General features: G+C 69.1%; 21 protein-coding genes. 18 read left to right on the top strand and 3 right to left on the bottom strand.

All coding sequences use genetic code 11. The features are described from left to right. Nucleotides 1-13 precede the first annotated feature (13 nt). On the bottom strand, nucleotides 14-835 hold the full coding sequence (locus RPQ07_RS13160; protein WP_313944315.1) for a hypothetical protein: 822 nt from the start codon (nucleotides 833-835) through the stop codon (nucleotides 14-16). A gap of 9 nt (nucleotides 836-844) precedes the next feature. Continuing rightward, nucleotides 845-1,084, bottom strand: coding sequence for a hypothetical protein (locus RPQ07_RS13155; RefSeq protein WP_313944314.1), 240 nt, complete (start codon nucleotides 1,082-1,084; stop codon nucleotides 845-847). Nucleotides 1,085-1,404: 320 nt separating this feature from the next. On the opposite strand from RPQ07_RS13155, the gene RPQ07_RS13150 reads away from it, so the two are divergent. From RPQ07_RS13150 to RPQ07_RS13085, 14 genes are all read left to right on the top strand, one after another. Continuing rightward, nucleotides 1,405-3,645 (top strand): ABC transporter substrate-binding protein, encoded by a 2,241-nt coding sequence (locus tag RPQ07_RS13150; protein WP_313944313.1) that lies wholly within the window; start codon nucleotides 1,405-1,407, stop codon nucleotides 3,643-3,645. 284 nt (nucleotides 3,646-3,929) lie between these two features. Then, the gene (typA, locus tag RPQ07_RS13145; protein ID WP_313944312.1) at nucleotides 3,930-5,837 is read left to right on the top strand and encodes a translational GTPase TypA; all 1,908 of its coding nucleotides are present in this window, start codon (nucleotides 3,930-3,932) and stop codon (nucleotides 5,835-5,837) included. A 471-nt stretch (nucleotides 5,838-6,308) separates the two neighbouring features. After that, nucleotides 6,309-7,946, top strand: a complete 1,638-nt coding sequence (locus RPQ07_RS13140) for an ABC transporter substrate-binding protein (protein ID WP_313944311.1) — start codon at nucleotides 6,309-6,311, stop codon at nucleotides 7,944-7,946. Nucleotides 7,947-8,115: 169 nt separating this feature from the next. Further along, a complete protein-coding gene (locus tag RPQ07_RS13135; protein WP_313944310.1) occupies nucleotides 8,116-9,048 on the top strand; it encodes an ABC transporter permease in 933 nt (310 codons plus the stop codon). Then, entirely contained in the window at nucleotides 9,041-9,994 is a 954-nt protein-coding gene (locus tag RPQ07_RS13130; protein WP_313944309.1) for an ABC transporter permease, read from the top strand. Before RPQ07_RS13135 ends, RPQ07_RS13130 begins: the two co-directional genes overlap by 8 nt. Nucleotides 9,995-10,008: 14 nt before the next feature. After that, on the top strand, nucleotides 10,009-11,067 hold the full coding sequence (locus tag RPQ07_RS13125; RefSeq protein WP_313944308.1) for an ABC transporter ATP-binding protein: 1,059 nt from the start codon (nucleotides 10,009-10,011) through the stop codon (nucleotides 11,065-11,067). After that, nucleotides 11,060-12,217 (top strand): dipeptide ABC transporter ATP-binding protein, encoded by a 1,158-nt coding sequence (locus tag RPQ07_RS13120; protein WP_313944307.1) that lies wholly within the window; start codon nucleotides 11,060-11,062, stop codon nucleotides 12,215-12,217. Before RPQ07_RS13125 ends, RPQ07_RS13120 begins: the two co-directional genes overlap by 8 nt. A 191-nt stretch (nucleotides 12,218-12,408) precedes the next feature. Continuing rightward, nucleotides 12,409-13,365 carry a GNAT family N-acetyltransferase gene (locus RPQ07_RS13115; RefSeq protein ID WP_313944306.1) on the top strand — a complete coding sequence of 319 codons (957 nt, stop codon included), beginning with the start codon at nucleotides 12,409-12,411 and terminating at the stop codon, nucleotides 13,363-13,365. Between the two features lie 68 nt (nucleotides 13,366-13,433). Beyond that, a complete protein-coding gene (locus tag RPQ07_RS13110) occupies nucleotides 13,434-15,062 on the top strand; it encodes an ABC transporter substrate-binding protein (protein WP_313944305.1) in 1,629 nt (542 codons plus the stop codon). A 71-nt stretch (nucleotides 15,063-15,133) separates the two neighbouring features. Beyond that, entirely contained in the window at nucleotides 15,134-16,057 is a 924-nt protein-coding gene (locus RPQ07_RS13105; RefSeq protein ID WP_313944304.1) for an ABC transporter permease, read from the top strand. Further along, the gene (locus tag RPQ07_RS13100) at nucleotides 16,050-17,030 is read left to right on the top strand and encodes an ABC transporter permease (RefSeq protein WP_313944303.1); all 981 of its coding nucleotides are present in this window, start codon (nucleotides 16,050-16,052) and stop codon (nucleotides 17,028-17,030) included. The genes RPQ07_RS13105 and RPQ07_RS13100 overlap by 8 nt, the downstream gene beginning before the upstream one ends. 9 nt (nucleotides 17,031-17,039) lie before the next feature. Next, nucleotides 17,040-18,041: an ABC transporter ATP-binding protein gene (locus RPQ07_RS13095; protein ID WP_313944302.1), complete on the top strand. Its 1,002-nt coding sequence runs from the start codon at nucleotides 17,040-17,042 to the stop codon at nucleotides 18,039-18,041. Continuing rightward, a complete protein-coding gene (locus RPQ07_RS13090) occupies nucleotides 18,034-19,059 on the top strand; it encodes a dipeptide ABC transporter ATP-binding protein (RefSeq protein ID WP_313944301.1) in 1,026 nt (341 codons plus the stop codon). Before RPQ07_RS13095 ends, RPQ07_RS13090 begins: the two co-directional genes overlap by 8 nt. Nucleotides 19,060-19,297: 238 nt before the next feature. Next, complete coding sequence (locus tag RPQ07_RS13085) at nucleotides 19,298-20,251, top strand: hypothetical protein (protein WP_313944300.1); 954 nt, start codon at nucleotides 19,298-19,300, stop codon at nucleotides 20,249-20,251. A 24-nt stretch (nucleotides 20,252-20,275) separates the two neighbouring features. Here the strand turns inward: RPQ07_RS13085 and RPQ07_RS13080 are convergent, their stop codons facing one another. Next, nucleotides 20,276-22,411: a S9 family peptidase gene (locus RPQ07_RS13080; RefSeq protein ID WP_313944299.1), complete on the bottom strand. Its 2,136-nt coding sequence runs from the start codon at nucleotides 22,409-22,411 to the stop codon at nucleotides 20,276-20,278. Nucleotides 22,412-22,567: 156 nt separating this feature from the next. Between RPQ07_RS13080 and RPQ07_RS13075 the strand changes: the two genes are divergently transcribed. From RPQ07_RS13075 to RPQ07_RS13060, 4 genes are all read left to right on the top strand, one after another. Next, nucleotides 22,568-22,762: a hypothetical protein gene (locus RPQ07_RS13075; RefSeq protein WP_142213873.1), complete on the top strand. Its 195-nt coding sequence runs from the start codon at nucleotides 22,568-22,570 to the stop codon at nucleotides 22,760-22,762. Nucleotides 22,763-22,901: 139 nt separating this feature from the next. After that, the gene (gene mshB / locus RPQ07_RS13070; RefSeq protein WP_313944298.1) at nucleotides 22,902-23,792 is read left to right on the top strand and encodes an N-acetyl-1-D-myo-inositol-2-amino-2-deoxy-alpha-D-glucopyranoside deacetylase; all 891 of its coding nucleotides are present in this window, start codon (nucleotides 22,902-22,904) and stop codon (nucleotides 23,790-23,792) included. Then, nucleotides 23,789-24,199, top strand: coding sequence for a DUF6113 family protein (locus RPQ07_RS13065; RefSeq protein ID WP_313944297.1), 411 nt, complete (start codon nucleotides 23,789-23,791; stop codon nucleotides 24,197-24,199). The genes mshB and RPQ07_RS13065 overlap by 4 nt, the downstream gene beginning before the upstream one ends. Nucleotides 24,200-24,434: 235 nt before the next feature. Beyond that, nucleotides 24,435-26,597: a hypothetical protein gene (locus tag RPQ07_RS13060; RefSeq protein ID WP_313944296.1), complete on the top strand. Its 2,163-nt coding sequence runs from the start codon at nucleotides 24,435-24,437 to the stop codon at nucleotides 26,595-26,597. Nucleotides 26,598-26,758: the final 161 nt, after the last annotated feature.

Here is a 26,758-nt window from a genome sequence, read left to right as displayed (position 1 = left end):
GCGCCTTCCCTTGTCAAAACAGCCTCGGATCGTCGAAGGCGCCGGACGCGACGAGATAGACGTAGAAGTCCGCGAGCGCGACGCTGATGAGGGACGCCCATGCGAGCACCATGTGGCGCTCGTTCAGCCTGCCGACCCAGCCCCACAGCCGGTAGCGCACCGGGTGCTTGGAGAAGTGCTTGAGCCGCCCGCCGATGATGTGCCGGCAGGAGTGGCAGGAGAGGGTGTACGCCCAGATCAGCACGATGTTGATCAGGAAGACGATCGTGCCGAGGCCCATGTGGCCCCACGCGTAGTTCTCGTCGCGGAACGAGAGCACGGTGTCGTACGTGAGGATTCCGGCGACCGGCAGCGCGGCGTAGAAGAAGTACCGGTGGATGTTCTGCAGGATCAGCGGGAAGCGGGTCTCGCCCGTGTACTTCTTGTGCGGTTCCGCCACCGCGCAGGCCGGGGGAGAGGCCCAGAAGCCGCGGTAGTACGCCTTGCGGTAGTAGTAGCAGGTCAGCCGGAAGCCCAGCGGGAAGATCAGGATGAGGAGGGCGGGGGACAGGCCCCACCAGCTGCCGAAGATCTCCCAGTTGGGCCCGGACCGCATCGGCTCGCAGTTCTCGGCGAGACAGGGCGAGTAGAACGGCGAGACGTACGGCGCCGCGTAGTAGTCGGCGTTGGAGAACGCCCGCCAGGTCGAGTACACGATGAAGGCGAGCAGTCCGCCGGCGGTCAGGGCCGGCGCAAGCCACCATCGGTCCGTCCGCAGATGGCGGGGGCCGATGGCGGCTCGCGTCGCGCCGTGCACGCCTGTATTGATTTGTGGTGGTTCGGTGCCAGTGGCCAACGAGGTCTCCTAGGGAGCGTGCCGGTCTCGGACGCCCAGTCCCTCGTCGTCCGAGTCCGTCCACAGCGCGTTGTTGTACGGGACATCGGGGATGGTGACCAGCTCAGGGCGGTCCGGTGACTTCCGCGCGGCTTGCGCGGCCGGTCCGGCGCCACGCAGCTGATCAACGGTTCGCTCCAGCTCCCCGACCCGCTGGACCAGCTCGTCGAGGCGGTGTCGAATCGCTGTCAGTTCTTCCTGCTCGGACATGACTTGCCCTCACTTCCGCAGGGGGCGGTGGCGTCGCTCATGCGCCTGCGAGTGTTGCGCGTCACATCCCCGCTTGTGAAGGGACGTGCAGGGATTGCCGGTGCATGCGCTGGGAGCGCGCCCCTCCTGAGTCGGATCTCACTCCCCCCATTTTCCCCCTTTTCGCCCGGTTATGGGCGCTGCTCCATTGGGCCGAGCGGGTGGCATTCCAGCGGTTTGCGCCGTGTCTCCGCCCCCGGGCGCGCCCTTTCCACTTCAGTGGACCGGAATCGGTGTGATCATCTCCAAATTCCGCCAAACAGGACGAAGAGGTACCACTCATGTCCCAGGTCGACGCGCCACGCGGGAGGACCTGCTCCCGAACGCTCCGATCCGTTGCGCTGCTCACCAGCGGGGTTCTGGCCCTGCCGGCCCTGGCGGCCTGCAGCGCGGACGAGTCCGAGCGCACGGGGAAGGCCGCAGCCCCGGACATCGCCGCTGCCGCCCGGGACAAGGTCGCCGACGGGGGGACCCTTCGCTGGGCGATCGACGCGATGCCGACGACGCTGAACGCCTTCCAGGCGGACGCCGACGCCGCCACCACGCGCATCGCCGGGGCCGTACTGCCCTCCCTCTTCACGCTCGACAAGAGCGGCCGGCCGCAGCGCAACGCCGACTTCGTGGAATCCGCCGAGATCGTCGACCGCGAGCCCAAGCAGGTCGTGCTCTACAAGCTCAACCAGAAGGCCGTCTGGAGCGACGGCCGGGAGATCGGCGCACCCGACTTCGTCGCCCAGTGGCGCGCGCTCAGCGGCAAGGACAGTGCGTACTGGACGGCGCGCAACGCCGGGTACGAGCGGATCGAGGAGATCCAGAAGGGCGCCAGCGACCTCGAGGTCAAGGTCACCTTCACCAAGCCGTACGCCGACTGGCAGTCCCTCTTCACCCCGCTGTACCCGAAGGACGTGACCTCCGCACCGAACGCCTTCAACGACGGCGCGCGCGACGGCCTCAAGGCCACTGCAGGACCGTTCCGCCTGGGTCCGCTGGACCGCAAGGCCGGCACCGCCACGCTGGTGCGCAACCCGCGCTGGTGGGGCGAGCAGGCCAAGCTGGAGAACCTGGTCTTCACCGCCGTGCCGCGGGACAAGCGTGCGGACGCCCTGGCGGCGGGCCGGGTCGACATCGCCGAGATCGACCGGGGCACGGCGACCCGTATCGCCGGCGCCGCGGGCCCCCGGCACGCGAGCGGGCAGCCGAGCTCCCCGGCCGCCGGCCGGACCCCCTCCAGCGCCCTGAAGGGCGAGGCCGTGCCCCACGGCTCGGGTGACGGCAAGGCCCTGGCCGCCCGCAGCCGGTCCGTCTCGGCGTACGTCGCCGCACAGACCGCGCTGAAGGGCTATGTGGTCCGGAAGTCCCTGGAGCCCGCCTACACCCAGCTCGCGCTGAACGGAGAGTCGGGCCCGCTCGCCGACGCCCGGGTCCGCCGCGCCGTGGCGCGTGCGCTCGACCGCAAGGAGCTCGCCGAGACCGTGCTGTCGCCGCTCGGGCTGCCCGCCGACCCGCCCGGCAGCCATCTCGCCCTGGCGGGCCAGAGCGCGTACACCGACAACAGCGGCGCGCTCGGCGAGCAGAACACCGAGGAGGCGCAGGCGCTGCTGGCCGACGCCGGCTGGACACCGGGCGGACTGAAGAAGCCCGCTCCGGCCAAGGCGGGCAGCGAGGCGGGCGCGAGCGCGTCCCCCAAGGCCTCCGGGTTCCCCTCGTCCGCACCCTCGGGCCGGAAGGCCGGGGAGGGCGACGCCGCCTCCGACGACGGGCTCTACATCGTCGGCGACGACAAGCCCGCGAGCGCCGTGCACGGACCCGAGTCGGGCGGTACGCGCATCCTCGCGCCGGCTCCCGCCGCCGCCGGCCGGGAACTGGCCCTGCCGGGCCGCCCCGGCTCGGACGACGAGGCCCGCGGTGCGGGGACCCAGGACAAGAAGGGTGAGGTCGCCGGAGCGTATGCCCCGCGCGGCACGGCCGCCCCGGTCGTGGCCGGCGCGGTGGGCAAGAACGGCAAGCCGCTCTCCCTGCGCTTCGTCCTGCCGTCCGGCCCGGGCTCCGAGCCGCTGCGCGCGGTCGGCGCGAAGGTCGCGCGGATGCTGGACCGGGTCGGCATCCGTACCGAGATCACCAAGGTCGCCGACGCCGGCTACTTCAAGGACCACATCGCGTCGGGCAACTACGACCTGGCGCTCTACTCCTGGCCCGCCACCGCCTACCCCGCGACCGACGCGCGGCCGATCTTCGCCAAGCCCGAGCCCGCGTCCGACGGCTCGCTGCTGGTGGAGCAGAACTACACCCGGGTCGGCACCGACTACATCAACCAGCTCTTCGACCAGGCGGCCGCCGAGCTCGACCAGGACGCCGCCCGTGAGCTGGTCCGCAAGGCCGACGCCCGGATCTGGGCCGCGGCCGGGTCCATCCCGCTCTACCAGCGCCCCGAGCTGGTGGCGGCCAAGCCCACCGTCCTCAACGCCGGTGCGTTCGGTTTCGCCGCACCCCGGTACCAGGACATCGGGTTCAAGAAGGGGTAAACCCGCAAGACTACCGTGAGGCGCTCGCGCACAACCTCAGAACTGCCTCAAGTCCCTTGCCCGCCGGCGTCGCCGGCGGGCAAGATCATGACCACCCTTGACCCGGTTCTCCGCACCCCAGCGCACCCCGCGCCCCCAGCAGTGACTGCCTCTCGATCAGCCCGGGAAGCCCCGCACCCGGCGGCCCCGTACCATGGGACGAGCCGTGGCGTGTCCGCCCGGCGGGCGGACGAGGCCATGACGGTCAGACGCCTGATCCCCGATCGAGAGAAGCGCCAGCCAGCATGCCCACGCGCCACGACATCCGTAACGTTGCCATCGTCGCCCACGTCGACCATGGCAAGACCACCCTGGTCGACGCCATGCTGAAGCAGGCCGGCGCCTTCGCCGCGCACGCCGCCGAGCACCTCGACGACCGCATGATGGACTCGAACGACCTGGAGCGTGAGAAGGGCATCACGATCCTGGCGAAGAACACCGCCGTGAAGTACCACCCCAAGGCCGGCGGCGCCCCGATCACCATCAACATCATCGACACCCCCGGTCACGCCGACTTCGGCGGCGAGGTCGAGCGCGGTCTGTCGATGGTCGACGCGGTCGTCCTGCTCGTGGACGCCTCCGAGGGCCCTCTCCCGCAGACCCGCTTCGTGCTCCGCAAGGCCCTTCAGGCCCGGATGCCCGTCATCCTCTGCATCAACAAGACGGACCGCCCGGACTCCCGGATCGCCGAGGTCGTCGACGAGACCTACGACCTGTTCCTGGACCTGGACGCGGACGAGGACCAGATCGAGTTCCCGATCGTCTACGCCTGCGCCCGTGACGGCGTCGCCTCGCTGACCAAGCCGGAGGACGGCACCGTCCCCACGGACAGCGACAACCTCGAGCCGTTCTTCACCACCATCCTCGAGCACGTCCCGGCGCCCGAGTACGACGAGACCGCGCCGCTCCAGGCCCACGTCACCAACCTGGACGCCGACAACTTCCTCGGCCGTATCGCGCTGCTCCGTGTCGAGCAGGGCGAGCTGCGCAAGGGCCAGACCGTGGCCTGGATCAAGCGGGACGGCACCATCGCCAACGTCCGCATCAGCGAGCTGATGATGACCGAGGCGCTCACCCGCAAGCCGGCCGAGATGGCGGGCCCCGGTGACATCTGCGCCGTCGCCGGTATCCCCGACATCATGATCGGCGAGACGCTGGCCGACCCGGAGAACCCGATCGCGCTGCCGCTGATCACGGTCGACGAGCCCGCGATCTCCATGACGGTGGGCACGAACACCTCGCCGCTGGTCGGCCGCGGCGGTACCGGCAAGGGCGCGGACGCCAAGTCCGCGGTCAAGGACCGCAAGGTCACGGCCCGCCAGGTCAAGGACCGCCTCGACCGCGAGCTCGTCGGTAACGTCTCGCTGCGCGTCCTGGACACCGAGCGCCCCGACGCCTGGGAGGTGCAGGGCCGCGGTGAGCTGGCGCTGGCCATCCTGGTCGAGCAGATGCGCCGTGAGGGCTTCGAGCTGACCATCGGCAAGCCGCAGGTCGTCACCAAGGAGGTCGACGGCAAGGTCCACGAGCCCGTCGAGCGCATGACGATCGACGTGCCCGAGGAGCACATGGGCGCGGTCACGCAGCTCATGGGCGTCCGCAAGGGCCGGATGGACAACATGTCGAACCACGGCTCCGGCTGGGTCCGCATGGAGTTCGTCGTCCCGTCCCGTGGCCTCATCGGCTTCCGTACGGAGTTCCTGACGGGCACTCGCGGCACCGGCATCGCCCACTCCATCCACGAGGGCCACGAGCCCTGGTTCGGCCCTCTGACGACCCGTAACAACGGCTCGCTGGTCGCCGACCGCTCCGGTGCCGTCACCGCGTTCGCGATGACCAACCTCCAGGAGCGCGGTGTGCTGTTCACCGAGCCCGGCACCGAGGTGTACGAGGGCATGATCGTCGGCGAGAACTCGCGCTCCGACGACATGGACGTGAACATCACCAAGGAGAAGAAGCTCACGAACATGCGGTCCTCCTCGGCCGACTCGTTCGAGGCGATCGTCCCGCCGCGCAAGCTCTCCCTGGAGCAGTCGCTGGAGTTCTGCCGCGACGACGAGTGCGTCGAGGTGACCCCGGAGTCCATTCGCATCCGCAAGGTGAAGCTCGACGGCCGCGAGCGCGCCCGTGCGGCCTCGCGCGCCAAGCACGGCTGATCGACGGGGCGCGGACGGGCAGCGGTGACGCCGGACTCCGGCGGGCCGCCCGCGGCGCCCTGACACCGCGTCAGTGACACGGCCCGGACCTCCGCAGAATCTGTGGAGGTCCGGGCCGTTCGTCAATCGGATTTCTGAGGGCTTTGAGGTCCCGAGTGTCCGTTTATCGGCCACCGCTCTCCGGAACATGTGTTAACGGTCCGTTTCGCGGGTGTCTGTCTGTGCTCGCTTTGTCCGGATTTCGGGCATCCACGGTCGGCTGATGTTGTCAAAACGAGACCCTTTAAGTGTGGTTTACGGCCCGGTCGTACTTAATAGTTGGCTCCATTGAGCTCGGGTCAATGGGTCATGCGCTGTGGGGAGCGCCGACTCACGAGCACACTCGGGGCATTGAGCGAGCGCCGTCAGGGGTGTCGGCGCACCTACCTTTGCCCTTCTCGTAGTGACAAGTGGACTCATGAGGAGGAACCCATGCGCGGTGCCAAGAGCGCCAAGTGGGTAGCGGGTGCGATAGTCGTCGCTCTGGCAGCGACCGCCTGTGGTGGCGGTGGCGACAGCGGCTCCGACGCCAAGGGTGAAGTGGACCCAAACGGGATCTTCTCCGTCGAGCTGGGTGAGCCGGAGAAGCTCCTGCACACCGGCGACACGATGGAGTCCAACGGCTCTGCTGTCATGGCCGGCCTGTTCTCGACCCTGGTCGACTACAAGGCCGATGGCTCGCTGGAGATGATCAACGCCGAGTCGGTGGAGACCACCGACTCCAAGACGTGGACCGTCAAGCTCAAGAAGGGCTGGGCATTCCACGACGGCACCCCGGTGACCGCCAAGTCCTATGTGGACGCGTGGAACTGGAACGCCAACATCACCAACGCCCAGGGGCTGTCCTCCTGGTTCGCGGACATCAAGGGCTTCGAAGCCCTGCACCCGGAGAAGGAAGGCGCCAAGCCGACCGCCAAGGCCATGGAGGGCCTGAAGGTCGTCGACGACAGCACCTTCACCATCGAGCTGAAGAGCGCGGTCCCGGCCTTCGGTCACAAGCTCGCCTACATCGTCTTCGCGCCGCTGCCCGCGTCGTTCTACGCGAACCCGAAGGCCGCAGGCGAGAAGCCGGTCGGAAACGGTCCCTACAAGTTCGAGAGCTGGGACCACAAGAAGCAGATCAAGATCGTCCGTTACGACGACTACAAGGGCCCGAACAAGGCGAAGAACGGTGGTGTGCTCTTCAAGAACTACACCACCCTCGAGGCCGCCTACGAGGACCTGAAGTCCGGCAACGTCGACGTCCTGCGTCAGATCGGCCCGAAGGACCTCCCGGTCTACCGCGACGACCTCGGCGACCGCGCCGTCGACCAGCCGTACTCCGCGATCCAGACGCTGGCCATCGCCTTCTACGCGGACCAGTGGAAGAAGCCGAAGCAGGTCGACCCGAAGGTCGTCCAGGGTCTGTCCATGGCCATCGACCGCGCCACCATCACCAAGACGGTGCTGCAGGGTACGCGTGAGCCGGCCACGGGCTGGGTCGCCAAGGGTGTCGTGGGCTATCAGGACAACGCCGCGGGCGACGTCACCAAGTTCGACCCCGCCAAGGCCAAGGCGCTCATCAAGGCCGGTGGCGGCGTCCCGAAGAACGAGATCTTCATCCAGTTCAACGCCGACGGCGGCCACAAGGAGTGGGTCGACGCGGTCTGCAACAGCATCACCCAGGCCACCGGTGTCAAGTGCACCGGTGACAGCAAGCCGGACTTCCAGGCCGACCTGACCGCTCGTAAGAGCAAGCAGGTCAAGTCGATCTACCGTTCCGGCTGGGTGCTGGACTACCCCGTCAACTCCAACTTCATCAGCGACCTGTTCCGTACGGGCGCGGCGGGCAACCAGGGTGACTTCTCCAACAAGGCGCTGGACGCCAAGATCGCGGCTGCTGACAGCGCGGCGACGCTCGACGACTCGGTGAAGCAGTTCCAGGCCATCGAGAAGGACCTGGTCAACTACATGCCGTCGATCCCGCTCTGGTACTACAAGACCAACGCGGGCTACTCGGAGAAGGTTTCCGGCGTGAAGTACGGCCAGGACGGTGACCCGATCCTGACCGGCGTCGAGGTCAGGAAGTAATCACCCAGGCGTAGTCCGATAGCCGTTGCGGGCCTGACGAATCGCCAGTCCGCAACGGCGCCTTACGCAGCGGCCGGGGGGCCCTTCCACGACATTCGCGTACCCGCTGGGGCGCGGTTGTCGGGGGAGGGCCCGTTGGTTGCGGCTGTCATATTTCAACGGAGGCATGATGGGGCGCTATGTCGCACGACGACTGCTCCAGATGATCCCGGTATTCCTCGGGACAACCTTTCTGATCTTCTTCATGGTCTACAGCCTGCCTGGCGACCCCGTGGCGGGTCTGTTCGGCGACAAGGGTGTCGACCCCGCGACTCTCGCCGCGAAGAGACATGAGCTGGGGCTGGACCTCCCGCTCTGGGAGCAGTACTGGAACTACATGACCAATATCGTCCTGCACTTCGACTTCGGTAACCAGATCCGCAACGGGCGGCCGGTCACCGAAGTGCTGGGCGACGCGTTCCCCATCACGCTGCAACTCGCGGCGCTGGCCTTCGCCTTCGAGCTCATCTTCGGCATCGGCCTCGGTGTCATCGCCGGTCTGCGGGCCGGGCGCCTCGCCGACAACGCGATCCTGATCTTCACTCTGCTGATCATCTCGATCCCGGTCTTCGTCCTCGGCTTCATCATCAAGATGGTCTTCGCCTTCGAGCTGGGCTGGATGGCGCCGAACGTCAGCAACGAGCAGAAGTGGTCCGAGCTGATCGCGCCCGCCATCGTGCTCGGTGGCCTGTCGCTCGCGTACGTCGCCCGGCTCACCCGCACCTCGATGGCGGAGAACCTGCGCGCCGACTACATGCGCACGGCCGTGGCCAAGGGTCTGCCCAAGAGGCGGGTCATCGGTGTCCACCTGATGCGCAACTCGATGATCCCCGTCGTCACCTTCCTCGGCACCGACGTCGGCGCTCTGATGGGCGGCGCGGTGGTCACCGAAGGCATCTTCAACGTCAAGGGCATCGGCGGCGTCATCTACGAGTCGATCAGCCGACGTGAGGGCACGACCCTGGTCGGACTCGTCACCATCCTGGTGCTCGTCTACCTCGCCACCAGCCTGCTCATCGACCTGCTGTATGCGGTCCTGGACCCGAGGATCCGTTATGCCTGACGTGACCAAGACCGCGGTTTCCGCGACCGAGGACGCCATCGCGCCGCCCTCCGCAGCCGAGCCCGCGCCCCAGAAGCGTGACAAGGCGCGCAGCCTGTGGGGAGACGCCTGGCAGGACCTCCGCCGCAACCCCTATTTCCTGGTCGCGTCCGTCCTGATCTTCTTCCTTCTGGTCATCACGGCCTTCCCGAGCTGGTTCACCAGCGCCTCGCCCACCGTCGGCGACCTGGTGCACCACTATCTCGGCAAACCTGACCTGGGCAGCGTCGGCTCGGAGGGCTGGCTCGGCTATGACGGCCAGGGCCGCTCCGTGTATGCCCGCCTCATCCACGGCACCCGTGCCTCGGTCATCGTGGGCATCTGCGTCACCCTGATCGTCACCATCGTCGGCAGCATCATGGGCATGGTCGCCGGCTACTTCGGCGGCATCACGGACGCGATTCTCTCCCGGGTCACCGACATCTTCTTCGGTATCCCGTTCCTGCTCGGTGCCATGGTCGTGCTGCAGTCCTTCACCGAGCGCACCATCTGGGTGGTCGTCTTCGCCCTCGCGTTCCTCGGCTGGACCCAGATCACCCGTGTCATGCGCGGTGCGGTGATCACCATCAAGCAGGCCGACTACGTCCAGGCCGCCAAGGCCCTTGGTGCCGGCACCACCCGGATCCTGTTGCGGCACATTCTGCCGAACGCCATGGCGCCGGTCATCGTCGTCGCGACCATCGCGCTCGGTGGCTACATCTCGGCCGAGGCGACCCTGTCGTACCTCGGTCTGGGCCTCTCCTCGCCCATCGTTTCCTGGGGCGTCGACATCTCCACCGGTGTCCAGCAGATCCGTACGGCGCAGCACATTCTGCTGTACCCGTCGATCATGCTGAGCATCACCGTTCTGGCGTTCATCATGCTCGGCGAAGCCGTGCGCAACGCCCTCGATCCCAAGCTGCGCTGAGGAGGGCGTAAGACATGACCATCATCGACAAGACCGCGTCTGTCCCCGCCCCGCGCGACGGCGACGACTACGATGGCTCGCTGCTCGAAGTCCGCGACCTGCATGTGGAGTTCCACACCCGCGAAGGTGTGGCCAAGGCGGTCAACGGTGTCAACTACAGCGTGAACGCCGGTGAGACGCTCGCGGTGCTCGGCGAGTCCGGCTCCGGCAAGTCCGTGACCGCGCAGGCGATCATGGGCATCCTCGACATGCCGCCCGGCAAGATCCCGCAGGGCGAGATCTTCTTCCGCGGCCAGGACATGCTCACGATGTCCTACGAGGAGCGCAGGCAGATCCGTGGCCGCAAGATCGCCATGATCTTCCAGGACGCGCTCTCCTCGCTGAACCCGGTCCTCACCGTGGGCTACCAGCTCGGCGAGATGTTCCGGGTCCACCAGGGCCTGTCCAAGAAGGACGCCAAGGCCAAGGCCATCGAGCTGATGGACAAGGTCAAGATCCCCGCCGCCAAGGCCCGGGTCAACGACTACGCGCACCAGTTCTCGGGCGGTATGCGCCAGCGCATCATGATCGCGATGGCGCTCGCCCTGGAACCGGACCTGATCATCGCCGATGAGCCCACGACCGCGCTCGACGTCACCGTCCAGGCCCAGGTCATGGAGCTGCTCGCGGAGTTGCAGCGCGAGTACAACATGGGCTTGATCCTGATCACCCACGACCTCGGCGTGGTTGCCGACGTCGCGGACAAGATCGCGGTCATGTACGCGGGCCGGATCGTCGAGACCGCCCCGGTGCACGAGCTGTACAAGCGCCCCGCGCACCCGTACACCCGGGGCCTTCTCGACTCCATTCCGCGCCTGGACCAGAAGGGCCAGGAGCTGTTTGCCATCAAGGGCCTGCCGCCCAACCTGCTGCGCGTACCGTCCGGTTGTGCGTTCAACCCGCGCTGCACCAAGGCGGAGGACATCTGCCGCTCCGAGATCCCGGCACTGCTTCCGGTCACCGAGCAGGACGGCACGGAACTGGTCGGCCGCGGCAGCGCGTGCCATTACTGGAAGGAGACGATCCATGGCTGAGCTCAAGAAGACCGACGAGCCGACGGACGCCGTGGACGCCACCCCGAACGTCACCGATGTCGATACCTTCGACGCCGCCACCGAGGCCGAGGCCGTTGCCGCCATCGAGGCGCCCGTCTCTCAGGGTGAGCCGATCCTTCAGGTCCGCAACCTGGTCAAGCACTTCCCGCTGACCCAGGGCATCCTCTTCAAGAAGAAGGTCGGCGCGGTCAAGGCCGTGGACGGGATCTCCTTCGACCTCTACCAGGGCGAGACCCTCGGCATCGTCGGCGAGTCCGGCTGTGGCAAGTCCACCGTCGCCAAGCTGCTGATGACGCTGGAAACAGCGACCGCCGGCGAGGTGTTCTACAAGGGCCAGGACATCACCCGGCTCTCCGGCCGGGCGCTCAAAGCCGTACGCCGCAACATCCAGATGGTGTTCCAGGACCCGTACACCTCGCTCAACCCCCGTATGACGGTCGGCGACATCATCGGGGAGCCTTTCGACATCCACCCGGAGGTGGCACCCAAGGGCGACCGCCGCCGCAAGGTCCAGGAGCTCCTGGACGTCGTGGGCCTCAACCCGGAGTACATCAACCGGTACCCGCACCAGTTCTCCGGCGGTCAGCGCCAGCGCATCGGCATCGCCCGTGGCCTGGCGCTCAACCCGGACATCATCATCTGCGACGAGCCGGTCTCGGCCCTGGACGTCTCCGTCCAGGCACAGGTCATCAACCTGATGGAGAACCTGCAGGACGAGTTCAACCTCTCCTACATCTTCATCGCCCACGACCTGTCGATCGTCCGGCACATCTCGGACCGGGTCGGCGTGATGTACCTCGGCAAGATGGCCGAGATCGGCACGGACACGCAGATCTACGACCACCCGACGCACCCCTATACCCAGGCGCTGCTCTCCGCGGTCCCGGTCCCCGACCCGGAGGCCCGCGAGAGGCGCGAGCGGATCATCCTGACCGGTGACGTCCCGTCGCCGGCGAACCCGCCGTCGGGCTGCCGCTTCCGCACCCGTTGCTGGAAGGCCCAGGACAAGTGCGCCGAGGAGGTGCCGCTGCTGGCGATCCCCGAGCCCTTCAAGGGGTTGGACTCCCCGGTGGCGCACGAGTCGGCGTGCCACTTCGCGGAGGAGAAGGACGTCGTCCACGCCGTGTAGCGCGCACCGCGGATGAACGAAGGCGCCCGGACCGAACGGTCCGGGCGCCTTCGTCGTCCTGGGGCAACGCAGGACCGCGGACACCGCGAGAACTCCGGACCACCGCATGAGCCTGGTACCACCGCGCGGGCCTCGTACCACCGCGCGAAAACGCGTTGCGCCGCGCCGGACGCGGCCCCGACAGTGGCCCGATGGATGACCTGACCGTGCGGCCGGCGACGCTCGCCGACGCCCCCGCCGTCTGCGCCCTGCTCAACGCCGTCGACCTCGTCGAGATCGGCCGCGCCGAGACCGATCTGCACACCGTCGAGGCGGACCTCGCCCACTGTGACCTCGACCTCGTCCGTGACACCTGGCTGGTGTCCGAGGGCCGTGACCTGGTCGCGTTCGGGATGCTCTGGAGCGACTCCGGCGACGGGGACATAGGCGTCGACCACTACGTCCTGCCCGGCCGGTCCGCGGCCGCGGTCGTCCTGCTGGAGCTGATCGAGGCCCGGGCGGCGCAGAAGGCCGCGGAGGACGGTGCCGAGCGGGCCGTGCTGCATCTTCAGCTCAACACGAGACCGGCCGTCGACACGGCACTGCTCGAACGCCGCGGCTGGCGGACCGTGCGTCGCTATCAGGTCATGACGCGCCCGCTGGCCGTCGCGGACGACCTCCCGCCCGAGCCGCCCACCGGGCTGACGCTGCGCGACTGCCGCGCGGAGGCCGACCGCCGGCTGGCGCACGCCCTGGTGGAGGAGACCTTCGCCGAGCACTTCGACCATCACGCCCGCGGCTACGAGCAGTGGCTGGACGACGTCCACGGCACCCGGCTGGACTGGTCGTTGGTCTGGATCGCCTCGCTCGCCGACGAGGGCGACGTCGCGGTGATGCTGACCCGGGACGACCGCGAGGCCATGGGCTGGATCCGCAACATCGGTGTGCTGAAGTCCGCCCGGGGCCGCGGGGTCGGCGGACATCTGCTCCGTCATGCCTTCGCCACGTACGCCGCCCGTGGCCGCGACACCATCGGCCTCGGAGTCGACACCCGGAACGAGTCGAAGGCCCTCGCTCTCTACGAAGCACACGGCATGACCTCGCACTACGCCGTCGACACCTGGGAGGTCACCCGCCCGGCAGCAGCCCTGCCCGGCCGGATGCCCTGAAAGTGCGTTAGATCCTGGATGGGGTGATATTTGGGCCACAGTACGACCCAGATCTCGGGAGGCACCCCATGCGTCGAGCCACGCACGTCCCCTGGGCCGCATGTGCGATGGCCCTCGCCCTCGCGGCCACGGCCTGCGGCGGTGGCAGCGACAGCGGCGGCAGCGGCGCCGACGGGATCGTGTCCTCCTCCTGGGGCGATCCGCAGAATCCGCTCGAGCCCGCCAACACCAACGAGGTGCAGGGCGGCAAGGTCCTCGACATGCTCTTCCGCGGTCTGAAGAGGTACGACCCGAAGACCGGCGAGGCCCAGGACATGATCGCCTCGAAGATCGACACCACCGACTCGGTGAACTTCACGATCACCATCAAGGACGGCTGGAACTTCAGCAACGGGGAGAAGGTGACCGCCCAGTCGTTCGTCGACGCCTGGAACTACGGCGCGAACCTGAAGAACAATCAGAAGAACGCCTACTTCTTCGGTTACATCGACGGCTACGCCGCGGTCCACCCCGAGTCGGGCGCGCCCACCGCCCAGACCCTGTCCGGCCTCAAGGTCGTGAGCCCCACGACCTTCACCGTGAAGCTCTCCCAGAAGTTCTCCACCTGGCCCGACACCCTCGGCTACGCCGCTTTCGCACCGCTGCCCAAGGCCTTCTTCGACGACCACGACGCGTGGATCGCCAAGCCGATCGGCAACGGCCCGTACGCCGTCGACTCGTACGCCAAGGGCTCGAAGATGGCCATGCGCCGATGGGACGGGTACAAGGGGCCCGACAAGGCGCAGAACGGCGGTGTCGACCTCAACGTCTACACCGACAACAACACCGCCTACACCGACCTGACCGCCGGCAACCTCGACCTCGTCGACGACGTGCCCGCCTCCCAGCTCAAGAACGTGGAGGCGGACCTCGGCGGCCGGTACATCAACACGCCCGCCGGCATCATCCAGACGCTCGCCTTCCCGTACTACGACAAGGCCTGGAACACGCCGAACGGCGCAAAGGTCCGCACCGGTCTGTCCATGGCGATCAACCGGGAACAGATCACCGACACCATCTTCCAGAAGACCCGTACACCCGCGAAGGACTGGACCTCCCCGGTGCTCGGCGCGGACGGCGGCTTCAGCGAGACCCTGTGCGGCAAGGCCTGCGAGTACAACGCCGCCGAGGCGAAGAAGTTGGTCGCCGAGGGCGGCGGCATCCCCGGCGGCCAGATGAAGCTCACGTACAACGCGGACACCGGCTCGCACAAGGACTGGATCGACGCCGTCTGCAACAGCATCAACAACGCGCTCGGCAACGACCGGGCCTGCGTCGGCAATCCCGTCGGCACCTTCGCCGACTTCCGCAACCAGATCACCCAGCTGAAGATGCGCGGCCCGTTCCGCGCCGGCTGGCAGATGGACTACCCGCTCATCCAGAACTTCCTCCAGCCGCTCTACTACACCAACGCCTCGTCCAACGACGGCAAGTGGACCAACAAGGAGTTCGACAAGCTCGTCGACCAGGCCAACGCGGAGACGGACGTCGCCAAGGCCGTCGAGACCTTCCAGCAGGCCGAGGAGGTCGTACGGGACCAGATGGCGGCCATCCCGCTCTGGTACCAGAACGGCAGCGCCGGCTACTCGGAGCGCATCTCCAACGTCTCGCTGAACCCCTTCAGCGTCCCCGTCTACAACGAGATCAAGGTCAACTGACGCCGGAAGTGCCGGCCCGGCGTGTCCCACGCGCCGGGCCGCGTTCCTTCCCACGACCCCCGGAGACCTTCATGGGACGTTATGTGATCCGGCGTCTGCTCCAGATGATCCCGGTCTTCTTCGGCGCGACCCTGCTGATCTTTCTCATGGTCAACGTGATGGGAGACCCCATCGCGGGCCTGTGCGGCGACCGGCAGTGCGACCCGGCGACCTCGGCCCAGCTGCGAGCGGAGTTCGGCCTCGACAAGCCCGTGTGGCAGCAATACCTCATCTACATGGGCAACGTCTTCACCGGCGACTTCGGGACCGCCTTCAACGGTCAGAAGGTCACCGAGCTGATGGCCGAGGCCTTCCCGGTGACCATCCGGCTCACCATCGTGGCGATCGTCTTCGAGATCGTCATCGGCATCACGCTCGGGGTGATCACCGGGCTGCGCCGCGGCCGGCCCGTCGACACCGGAGTCCTGCTGCTGACCCTGGTCGTGATCTCGGTCCCGACCTTCGTCACCGGTCTGCTCCTCCAGCTGCTGCTGGGCGTCGAGTGGGGTCTGATCAAACCGGCCGTCTCGCCCGAGGCGCCGCTCGACGAACTGCTGATCCCCGGTCTCGTCCTCGCCTCCGTCTCACTGGCGTACGTCACCCGCCTCACCCGCACGTCCATCGCCGAGAACGCCCGCTCCGACTACGTCCGCACCGCGAAGGCCAAGGGCCTGCCCCGGGGCCGGGTGATCAGCCGTCATCTGCTGCGCAACTCGCTGATCCCGGTGGTCACCTTCATCGGCACCGACATCGGCGCCCTGATGGGCGGGGCGATCGTCACCGAGCGCATCTTCAACATCCACGGCGTCGGCTACCAGCTGTACCAGGGCATCCTCCGCCAGAACACCCAGACCGTCGTCGGCTTCGTGACCGTCCTGGTGCTGGTCTTCCTGGTGGCGAATCTCATCGTCGACCTGCTCTACGCCGTACTCGACCCGAGGATCCGCTATGCCTGAGCCGCGCTACGACGACGGGGGAGCGATCGCGTCGACGGGCGCGGGTGGCGCCACCGACCTGGCCATGAGCGAGGCCGAGACGCTGGAGAAGACACCGGGAGGCCCGCAGGGCACCGGCCCGTCCGGCAAACCGCGCAGCCTCTGGTCGGACGCCTGGCGCGACCTGCGCCGCAATCCCGTCTTCATCATCTCCGCGCTGGTCATCCTGTTCCTGGTCGTCATCTCCATCTGGCCGTCGCTGATCGCCTCGGGCAACCCGCTCCAGTGCGACCTCGCCAAGGCGCAGGAGGGCTCCCAGCCGGGCCATCCCTTCGGCTTCAACGGCCAGGGCTGCGACGTCTACACCCGGACCGTCTACGGCGCCCGCGCGTCGGTCACCGTGGGCGTCTGCGCCACGCTCGGCGTCGCTCTGATCGGCTCCGTCCTCGGCGGGCTCGCCGGCTTCTTCGGCGGGGCGTCGGACGCGATCCTGTCCCGCGTCACCGACATCTTCTTCGGCATCCCGGTCGTCCTCGGCGGACTCGTCCTGCTGTCCGTCGTCACCAGCACCACCGTGTGGCCGGTCGTCGGCTTCATGGTGCTGCTCGGCTGGCCGCAGCTCTCCCGCATCGCGCGCGGCTCGGTCATCACCGCGCGGCAGAACGACTACGTCCAGGCGGCGCGGGCGCTGGGGGCGTCGAATGCGCGGATGCTGCTGCGCCACATCGCGCCCAACGCCGTCGCCCCCGTCATCGTGGTCGCCACCATCGCCCTCGGCACCTACATCTCCCTGGAGGCGACCCTCTCGTTCCTCGGCGTCGGCCTGAAACCGCCGACCGTCTCCTGGGGCATCGACATCTCGTCCGCCTCGCCCTACATCCGCAACGCCCCGCACATGCTGCTCTGGCCGGCGGGCGCGCTGGCGATCACGGTGCTGGCGTTCATCATGCTCGGCGACGCGGTGCGCGACGCCCTCGACCCCAAGCTGCGCTGAGGAGCCGTCATGACCGTCGAGACCCGGGCCGCCGCGCCGCTGCTCGAAGTGCGCGACCTGCACGTGGAGTTCCACACCCGCGACGGTGTGGCCAAGGCCGTCAACGGCGTCGCCTTCACGGTCGCCGAGGGCGAGACGCTCGCCGTGCTCGGCGAGTCCGGCTCGGGGAAGTCCGTCACCGCACAGGCCGTCATGGGCATCCTGGACGTCCCTCCGGGAAAGATCACAGGCGGCGAGATCCTCTTCCGCGGACAGGACCTGCTGACGCTCAAGGAGGACGAGCGGCGGAAGATCCGCGGGGCCGGGATGGCCATGATCTTCCAGGACGCGCTCTCCTCGCTGAACCCGGTGCTCAGCGTCGGCGACCAGCTCGGCGAGATGTTCGTCGTGCACCGCGGGATGAAACGCAAAGAGGCCCGGGCGAAGGCCGTCGAACTGATGGAGCGGGTCGGCATCCCGGGGGCGAAGGAGCGGGTGGGTCAGTACCCGCACCAGTTCTCCGGCGGTATGCGCCAGCGCATCATGATCGCCATGGCCCTGGCGCTCGAACCGGCCCTGATCATCGCCGACGAACCCACGACCGCGCTCGATGTCACCGTCCAGGCCCAGGTGATGGACCTGCTGGCCACGCTCCAGAGCGAACTTGCGATGGGACTCGTCCTGATCACCCACGACCTCGGGGTGGTGGCCGACGTCGCGGACAGGATCGCCGTGATGTACGCGGGCCGGATCGTCGAGACGGCCCCCGTCCACGACATCTACAAGGCTCCTGCCCACCCGTACACCAAGGGCCTGCTGGAGTCGATCCCGCGCCTGGACCAGAAGGGCCGTGAGCTGTACGCGATCAAGGGCCTGCCGCCGAACCTGATGGACATCCCGCCCGGCTGCGCCTTCAACCCGCGCTGTCCGATGGCGCGGGACATCTGCCGCAGGGACGTACCGCCGCTGTACGAGGTGTCACCGGAGCGCAGAAGCGCCTGCCACTTCTGGGAGGAGACTCTCCATGGCTGAGCCGATCCTGGAGGTGCGTGACCTCGTCAAGCATTACCCGCTCACGCAGGGCGTCCTGTTCAAGAAGCAGGTGGGCGCGGTCAAGGCGGTCGACGGTGTCGATCTCGACCTGACGGCGGGCGAGACGCTCGGCATCGTGGGGGAGTCCGGCTGCGGGAAATCCACCCTCGCCAGGATGCTGGTCCATCTGGAACGGCCGACGGCCGGGGTGATCCGCTACCGCGGCGAGGACATCACCAAGCTGTCCGGGCGTGCGCTGAAGGCGGTGCGCCGGAACATCCAGATGGTGTTCCAGGACCCGTACACCTCGCTCAACCCGCGGATGACGGTCGGCGACATCATCGGGGAGCCGTACGAGATCCACCCGGAGGTCGCGCCGAAGGGCGACCGGCGCCGCAAGGTGCAGGACCTGCTGGACGTCGTCGGGCTCAACCCCGAGTACATCAATCGCTATCCCCACCAGTTCTCCGGTGGCCAGCGGCAGCGGATCGGCATCGCGCGAGGGCTCGCCCTCCAGCCGGAGATCATCGTCGCCGACGAGCCCGTCTCCGCCCTCGACGTGTCCGTGCAGGCGCAGGTCATCAATCTGCTGGCCACGCTGCAGAGAGAGTTCAGCCTCAGCTATGTGTTCATCGCCCACGACCTCTCGATCGTCCGGCACATCTCGGACCGGGTCGGCGTGATGTACCTGGGGCGGGTGGTGGAGATCGGCAGGGACGAGGAGATCTACGACCACCCGACGCATCCGTACACCCAGGCCCTGCTGTCCGCGGTCCCGGTGCCGGACCCGGATGCGCGTGAGCACCGGGAGCGGATCATCCTCGGCGGTGACGTGCCCTCCCCGGCGAACATCCCGTCCGGCTGCCGCTTCCGCACGCGCTGCTGGAAGGCGCAGGAGCGCTGCGCTCTGGAGGTCCCGCTGCTGGAGGTGCCGGCGGAGTTCCGCTCGGCCGAGGGGCCGGCGAGGCACCCGTCCGCGTGCCATTTCGCCGAGGAGAAGCACGTGGTGCCGTCCTGAGGCATGTCCCGGCGAGAGCCGGAACCGAGCGACATAAGTGGATGAATGCCCATCAACTTCTTTAACATGCAGGCAACTTGACCGTCGCATCTCCGATATACGAACGGGCCAGGCTCGACAGCGTACGGCCGTGCGGGTGCCGTAGGCCGGCCGGGGTTCGCCATGTGGCCCCGGCCGGTCGCAAGGGCCGCGCGTGGCGCCCTTGTTCACCTCTGCGTGCACATGCAGGATCGAATGCGTGACGCTTACGCGGGGGGCCAGGATCATCGGAGCGGTGCTGTGCGCCGCGCTCGCGGTGATCGTGGGCGGATGGATCGTCCGTGACCTCGGCGTGCTCGACGACCCCCTCGGACTGTGGCGGTTCTGGACCGGAGGGGGGCACCGCGGTGCCCCTTCCGCCCGGCTCGCGACCACCCTCGAAACCCTGCTCCTGCTGGTTGTGTACGTGTGTGTCGGCGCGGCCGCGCTGCGTCCGCATGCCGGCGCGGCGGCCCCGGCCGTCGCCGGGATCGTCACGCTCGCCCTGTGGATCCCGGGGCTGTGGGTCCTCAGCTCCTCCTGGATGGACCTGCGCGCCACGGGCGATCTGCGCACGCGCGCCCTGTACTGCGTCTTCGCGGCGACGGGACTCGGCGTCGGGCTGCTGATCGTGGCGGCGGCGGGCCGGCAGGTGCCCTCGCTGCCGCTGCGGCCGCAGCGGGGTTCGGGACTGCTGGCCGCCGTGCTGCTGGGTGCGTCCGCGGTGGTGCTCGCGGGCTGGGAGATCCGCGCGGCCGCCCGGTCCGGCGGCGGAACCTATCTCGACCGCTTCACCGGCAGTGAATCTGTCATGCTCCCGCCACTCGGGACGCCTCCCGGCTGGCTGGCGGCGGTGACCGCGCTTCTGGCCGTGGTGGCGGGCAGTGCCGCGCTGAGCCAGGCGGCCTTCGCCCGGCCGCTCGGGCTGGTGTCCGCGCTCCTGATCCTCGGCCAGGGTGCGCGCGGCGTCGACGCCGCCGTACGGGGCGACCTCGTGCCCCGGCTGGGGGAGTTGTCCGGCCTCGACCAACTGCTGGTGCTGTCCTGGCTGTTCCAGGCGGCGGCGGGAGTGCTTCTGCTGGTGGTGCTCGCCCGCCGGGAGCCCGTGGCGCAGCCGGTCTACGGCTGGGCGCCCGGCCCGCCACCGCCGTCGAGACCCCCGCCGGGCTGGTGAGGGGTCCGGGGGAGCGCGTCTTCGCTACCGCATTCCCAGTGACCTCTTCAGGAAGTCCACCTGGAGAAGCAGCAGGTTCTCCGCGATCTGCTCCTGCGGGGTCATGTGCGTCACCCCGGTCAGCGGCAGCACCTCATGTGGCCTGCCCGCCGCCAGCAGGGCGGACGACAGACGCAGCGTGTGTGCCACCACCACATTGTCGTCCACCAGCCCATGGATGATCATCAGCGGCCTCGCCGGGTTCTCCAGTGCGGTCAAACCGTCCTTCGTCACCAGTGAGTTCGCCGCGTAGACCTCCGGCCGCTCGGCCGGATCGCCGAGATACCGCTCCGTGTAGTGGGTGTCGTACAGCTGCATGTCACTCACCGGAGCCCCCGCCACCGCCGCGTGGAAGACATCCGGCCGCCGCAGCACGGCGAGCGCCGCCAGATAGCCGCCGTACGACCAGCCCCGGATGCCCACCCGCTCCAGGTCGAGCGGGAAGGACGAGGCGAGTCCGTGCAGGGCCTCGATCTGATCCTCCAGCGTCAGCGGGAAGTTGTCCTTGATCGCCTTCTCCCAGCCGGGGGAGCGGCCCGGCGATCCCCGCCCGTCCGCGACGATCACCGCGAAGCCCTGGTCCGCGAACCACTGCGAGGTGAGATAGGGGTTGTGCGCGGCGAACACCCGCTGTCCGTGCGGCCCTCCGTACGGGTCCATCAGCACCGGAAGCGGTCCGTCCGACTCCCGGTACCCGGTCGGCAGCAGGACGGCGCAGGGAATCCTCCGTGCGCCCGCCTCGCACAACCGCGGGTGCGCGGTGAGCACCGGTTGCTCGGCGTGCGACGCCACGGTGGCGACCGGCTTGCCCTCCCGCAGCACCTGGACCGTCGTCCCGGGGGCATCCGGACGGGACGAGGCGAGCACCGTCACCGGACCCGAGCGCACGGCCGAGTGCACCCCCGCGCCCTCCGAGATCCGCTCCGTACCGAGCTCGTTGACCCGGTAGACATGGATCTCGCCGATCTCCGGGTCCGCGGCGTCCTCGCCGGCCACCGCGGAGACCAGGACGTCGTTCTCGCCGATGTCGAGGACGGCCCGCAGCTGGAGCCCGGCCCCGGTCAGGGTCCGGTCGCCGACCGCCAGCACACGTGCGCCGCCCTCGTCCGCGATGCGTACGAGCCGCCCGTCCGGCGCCCAGGCGGGGACGCCGGGGAAGAGATCCAGCCACACCGGGTCCTCGTCCACGTGCACCGTTCGGGTGGTGCCGCTCTCCGTGTCCACCGCCAGATGTACTTGTGTGCGCTGGTCGCGCGACTGGACGAGCATCAGCGGTGCGCCCGCGTCCGACCAGTGGACCCGTGCCAGATAGGGGTAGCGCGCTCGGTCCCACGTCACCTCCGTGCGCTCCCCCTGCAGTGTGACGAGGAACAGGCGGACTTCGGCGTTGGGCGTACCGGCCGCGGGATAGGCCACCTGCGCCGGCTCCCGGTCCGGATGCGCCGGATCGGAGATCCACCAGCGCCGCACGTCGCGCTCGTCCACGCGCGCGACGAGCAGCCGGTCCGATTCCGGTGACCACCAGAAACCGCGCAGCCGGTCCATCTCCTCGGCCGCGATGAACTCCGCGAGGCCGTACGTGACGTCCTCGTCCTTCGGCTCGGCGAGCGCCCGGTCGTCCTCGCCCTCGGCGCCGGTCACCCGCAACGCGCCCTGGGCCGCGTAGGCGATCCAGCGCCCGTCGGGGGACGGGCGCGGGTCGATCACCGGTCCGGGTACGGGCAGTTCACGCGCGGTCCCGGCGCGCAGCTCGGCCGTGTGGAGCCGGCCGGAGAGCGTGAAGGCCGCCAACTCGACCGCACGGTCCACCGCGTAGGTGACGATCCCCGCCGATCCCTCACGGCTGCGCTCGCGCCGTGCGCGCTCCTCGGAGGACAGCTTCTCGTCCGCTCCGCCGAGCAGCGCGGCCGCATCGGCGGCCACCCGTTCCTGCGGCCGTCCGGCCTCCTGGTCGAGATCCAGCACCCACAGCCGGCCGGACCGGTCGGTGCCGGACGAAGACCTGATGAACACCACTCGGGAACCGTCGGGAGACACCGTGAAGGCGCGCGGTGCGCCGAGCGTGAAGCGCTGGGTCCTGGCGTACTGGCGCGGGAAGGAGAGCTGTTGCCTCGTGGTCATGCGACCGAACCTAGCGGTCGTGCGCCCCCGCGTGCTGCTGTGCACCGATCGATGCGTTGGTACGGATAGTTATGATCCGTAGCGCGAGGTGGGTATGACCCCCCTGGCACATGCAACCTGCCCGTCCCGACCGAATATCTGTGGAGGTGAACCGCCGTGGCACTCTCGATTTCGGCGGTGGTGCTGCTGGCGATCGTCGTCTTCCTGCTGGTCCGGAAGTCCGGGCTCAAGGGTGGGCATGCGGCGGTCTGCGTGTTGCTCGGGTTCTATCTCGCAAGCTCGTCCATCGCCCCCACCATCAACGAACTGACCACGAACGTGGCGGGGATGATCGGCGGTATCAAGTTCTAGGGATCGCGGTACCACGTTCCAGGGATCACCTTCCGGTGGTCGCCTTCCAGGGATCACGTGCCAGAGCCTGATCCGGGCGACGGGCCCGGGTCGCGCCCACGGACCCCGGGGCCGCACCCGGCCTCGTAGTCTGTCCCGTATGAAGGATCTTCCCGCCCGTCGTCTTCTCCTTGTGCACGCGCACCCGGACGACGAGTCGATCAACAACGGCGCGACGATGGCCCTGTACGCGGCCGCCGGCGCCCAGGTCACCCTGGTGACCTGCACCCTCGGGGAAGAAGGCGAGGTCATTCCGGCCGACCTCGCCCACCTCGGACCCGACCGCGAGGACCGTCTCGGCGCCCATCGCATCGGCGAGCTCGCCGCGGCGATGAAGGAGCTCGGTGTCCTTGACCACCGCTTCCTCGGCGGCCCCGGCCGCTTCCGGGACTCCGGGATGATGGGCCTCCCGCAGAACCGCCGCGAGGGCGCCTTCTGGAACACCCCCGTCGACGACGCGGCGTTGTACCTCGTCGACATCATCCGTTCGGTGCGCCCCCAGGTCCTGGTGACCTATGACCCGAACGGGGGTTACGGGCACCCCGACCACATCCAGGCCCACCGCGTCGCCATGCGCGCCGCCGAACTCGCCGGCGAGCGGGCCTTCCGGCGCGACCTCGGCGACGCGCACACCGTCTCCAAGATCTACTGGAACCGGGTGCCGCGGTCCGTCGCCGAGGAAGGCTTCGCCCGCCTACGGGCCGCGAGCGGAACGCACTTCCCCGGCATCGCCGAGATCGACGACATTCCGGGCGTGGTCGACGATTCCGAGATCACCACGGAGATCGACGGCACGGCCCACGCGGAACGGAAGGCGGCGGCCATGCGCGCCCATGCCACCCAAATCGCCGTGGACGGCCCCTTCTTCGCACTCTCCAACGATCTGGGACAACCGATCTTCGCCACCGAGTACTACCAGTTGGTGCAGGGCGCATCGGGCGCGCCGTCCGGCGAGCGCGAGCACGACCTCTTCGCGGGAGTGAGCACATGAGCCAGGACCACACGCCGGGCCTCTGGTTCGCGGGGCCGGTGAAGCCCGGACGCATCGCCGCGTACCTCGGTCTCGCCGTCCTCGGCGCCGTCGTCGGCGCGGCGGGTTCGCTGGTCCAAGGGGCCTGGTTCCCGGGCGGGTTGCTGCTGTCGCTGGCCGGCTCGGCCGGTCTGTTCTACGGCGCTCTGCGGGCCACGGGCACCCAGCTCGGCGCGGTCGCGCCGGCCGCCGGCTGGCTGGCCGCCATCGTGCTGCTGAGCATCGGACGGCCGGAGGGCGACGGGATGTTCTCCGCGGGGATCGGGCCGCTCGTCTACATGCTCGGTGGTCTGGCGGCGGCTGTGATGTGTGCCACCATGTCGCGTCCCGTGCAACCGGGCGGCACCACCGGCCGACTTGGCAGATAAAGGACGCTCGGCACCCCCGGCAGGCAGCCGGTTCCCGGGACCCCTAGGGTGGGTCGCCGCGGAGGGTGGCAGGCCGCAGGACCGACCGTGCGCGCACGGTCTGCGGAATGATGCTTTCCACAGTCACGGGGCGTGTGTCCGCGGCGGCCAGTATGGTGGTGCGCGCCGCCGAGCCGCCCACAGCAGTAGCTATCCAGTAAGAAACGGGCGGCGGAGCCAACCGGGAGAACCTGCTTTGAGTCGTGAAACTGACAGTTCGTCCGCCGGCCCCCAGGGGCGCGGTGGAGCCGCGTATCCCTCCGGGACACCGCCGTACGGATCGCGCCAGTATCCGTCGCTGCATCCCCAGCAGGACGCTCCGGCCGACGCGTCGGCCGACCGGGCCCCCGAGGCCCAGTCGGACGAGCCGAGGACCGAGACCACGCTGACGACGCGCATCCGGATCAACATCCCGGGCTCGCGGCCGATTCCGCCGGTCGTGATGCGTACGCCGATGAGCGACGTCGACGCCTCCACGCGTGCCTCCGCGACGGCCGCTGCGGCGGAGAAGGAGAGCGAGCGCACGGGCAGCACACCGCGGCCCGAGGCGGCTCAGGCTCCCGCTCCCGCGGCGGAGCCGCAGGCCGACGAGAAGGCGCCGACGAGCGACTGGTTCGCTCCGCGCAAGACCGCGGTCCCCGCTCCGTCTCCGCCCGTCTCGGGCGGCACGCCCGGTGCCGGCACGGCGGGCCCCGCGCCCTCCGGGGGCAGCAACGGCAGCGGCATCCCGTACTTCTCCGACTCCCCGCAGGCCGGTCAGCCGCGCAGTGCGCTCAGCGATCTGGCGGCGAGCACGGACAGCCCGCCGTCCGGCGGTTCCAACGGCTTCGCGCCCGGCGGCGGCACGCCCCCGCCCGGGGCACGCCAGCCCGCCGGACCGACCGGCGGTCCGGTCAAGGGCAGCATGCCGGTCCGTCCGCGCCCCGGTGGCAACCAGGGTGCTCCCGGCCCCGGCGGCGGTGTTCCGGGCGGTCCCGGCGCCGGCGGTCCGCACGGTCCGGGTGTTCCCGGCCCGGGCATCGGCGGGCCTGGTGGTCCGGGCGGTCCCGGTGGCCCGCGGATGTCCGACGACACCGCCGTGCTCACCCCGCAGAACCCGGTCGGCGATCCGCTCGCCAACCCCGCGCCCGGTCCCGGCGGCCATGTCTCCGGCGACACCCTCACCAGTGGCATCCCGGTCGTTCCCGGCGACCACCGCTCGCCCTTCCCACCGCTCGGCGCAGGCGGCGTGGGCCCCGGGCCGAATCCGCTCGCGCCCCCGATCCCCGGACCGCACGAGACCGGGGAGTTCTCCGCACCCGAGTTCCCCGCGGGCCCGGGCGGCGGTCCCGCCGGTCCCGTCGTGCCCACCCCCGGAGCGGACGCGGCACCCCGGCCCGCCCAGCCCCGGCCCGCCGCGGCCAAGCCCGTCAAGAAGGGTCGGTCGAAGCTGGTGCTCGCGGGCGCCGGTGTGGTCGGTCTGCTCGGCGTCGCCTACGGCGCCGGACTGCTGATGAACCACTCCGAGGTGCCCAAGAGCACCACGGTGCTCGGCGTCGACATCGGCGGCGGCTCCACGGAGCAGGGCGTCAACAAACTGGAGGCCGCCCTCGGCAAGCGTGCGGCCTCGCCGCTCCAGCTCTCGGTCGGCGGCAAGAAGGAGCAGCTCGCGCCGGACAAGGCCGGTCTCTCCCTCGACAGCCAGGCCACCGTGCGCAATGCGGCCGGCAGCGACTACAACCCGGTGTCGGTGATCGGTTCCCTCCTCGGCGGCGAGCGTGTCGCCGAGCCGGTGATCCTCGTCGACGAGGAGAAGCTGAGCGTCGCGCTCACGGACCTGGCCGGCGTGTCCGGCTCGGCCACCGAGGGCACGATCAGGTTCGAGCCGGACAAGGTCGTCCCGGTACCGGGGAAGGCGGGCCAGGCTCTGGACGTCGGCCGTTCCATGATCTCGGTCAAGGACGCGTACCGCGCCCAGGTCGAGACGGGCCGGCCGAACCTCGTGGAACTGCCCGTCGCCGCCCGCCAGCCGACCATCACCCAGGCCGAGATCGACCGGGCGATGAAGGACTTCGCGGAGCCCGCGATGTCCGGCCTGATCACCATCAAGGCAGGCGGCAAGCAGATCCAGTTCGGCCCCGCGCGGTCACTGCCGAAGATCCTGTCGATGAAGGCGATCGACGGGAAGCTCGTGGAGGTCTACGACAAGAAGGCGATCGACGAGCTGCTCGACGGCGTCTTCGACGGTGTGCTGATCACCAAGGGCGACGGCAAGAAGCACCAGCTCAACGCCGACGACGTGGCCCAGGCGATGGGGACGGCGCTGCGAGGCACCACCCCGGCCGAGCGGACCGCCGAGATCGCACTCGACCCGAGCTGACGACGGCCCGCGACCGTCATCGGCGAAGCCCCCGACCCACCGGTCGGGGGCTTCGTCGATGACCGCGTCAGGCCGCCGGCTTCCGCGCCAGGGGTGCCGACTGCCGGCTGCCGGCGAGGGGAACGCCGAACGGGCGGTCCCGATTCCGCACAGGGGCGCAC

The organism is Streptomyces sp. AM8-1-1, from assembly GCF_032229325.1.
Classification (GTDB): domain Bacteria; phylum Actinomycetota; class Actinomycetes; order Streptomycetales; family Streptomycetaceae; genus Streptomyces; species Streptomyces achmelvichensis.
This window is presented reverse-complemented; position numbering and strand designations above follow the sequence as displayed.

Coding starts and splice junctions, on each gene's coding strand:
- RPQ07_RS13130 (WP_313944309.1), top strand. CDS start 9,041: ATGCCTGACGTGACCAAGACCGCGGTTTCCGCGACCGAGGACGCCATC.
- RPQ07_RS13155 (WP_313944314.1), bottom strand. CDS start 1,084: ATGTCCGAGCAGGAAGAACTGACAGCGATTCGACACCGCCTCGACGAG.
- RPQ07_RS13105 (WP_313944304.1), top strand. CDS start 15,134: ATGGGACGTTATGTGATCCGGCGTCTGCTCCAGATGATCCCGGTCTTC.
- RPQ07_RS13150 (WP_313944313.1), top strand. CDS start 1,405: ATGTCCCAGGTCGACGCGCCACGCGGGAGGACCTGCTCCCGAACGCTC.
- RPQ07_RS13095 (WP_313944302.1), top strand. CDS start 17,040: ATGACCGTCGAGACCCGGGCCGCCGCGCCGCTGCTCGAAGTGCGCGAC.
- RPQ07_RS13110 (WP_313944305.1), top strand. CDS start 13,434: ATGCGTCGAGCCACGCACGTCCCCTGGGCCGCATGTGCGATGGCCCTC.
- RPQ07_RS13120 (WP_313944307.1), top strand. CDS start 11,060: ATGGCTGAGCTCAAGAAGACCGACGAGCCGACGGACGCCGTGGACGCC.
- RPQ07_RS13140 (WP_313944311.1), top strand. CDS start 6,309: ATGCGCGGTGCCAAGAGCGCCAAGTGGGTAGCGGGTGCGATAGTCGTC.
- RPQ07_RS13115 (WP_313944306.1), top strand. CDS start 12,409: ATGGATGACCTGACCGTGCGGCCGGCGACGCTCGCCGACGCCCCCGCC.
- RPQ07_RS13135 (WP_313944310.1), top strand. CDS start 8,116: ATGGGGCGCTATGTCGCACGACGACTGCTCCAGATGATCCCGGTATTC.
- typA (WP_313944312.1), top strand. CDS start 3,930: ATGCCCACGCGCCACGACATCCGTAACGTTGCCATCGTCGCCCACGTC.
- RPQ07_RS13125 (WP_313944308.1), top strand. CDS start 10,009: ATGACCATCATCGACAAGACCGCGTCTGTCCCCGCCCCGCGCGACGGC.
- RPQ07_RS13100 (WP_313944303.1), top strand. CDS start 16,050: ATGCCTGAGCCGCGCTACGACGACGGGGGAGCGATCGCGTCGACGGGC.
- RPQ07_RS13090 (WP_313944301.1), top strand. CDS start 18,034: ATGGCTGAGCCGATCCTGGAGGTGCGTGACCTCGTCAAGCATTACCCG.
- mshB (WP_313944298.1), top strand. CDS start 22,902: ATGAAGGATCTTCCCGCCCGTCGTCTTCTCCTTGTGCACGCGCACCCG.
- RPQ07_RS13065 (WP_313944297.1), top strand. CDS start 23,789: ATGAGCCAGGACCACACGCCGGGCCTCTGGTTCGCGGGGCCGGTGAAG.
- RPQ07_RS13080 (WP_313944299.1), bottom strand. CDS start 22,411: ATGACCACGAGGCAACAGCTCTCCTTCCCGCGCCAGTACGCCAGGACC.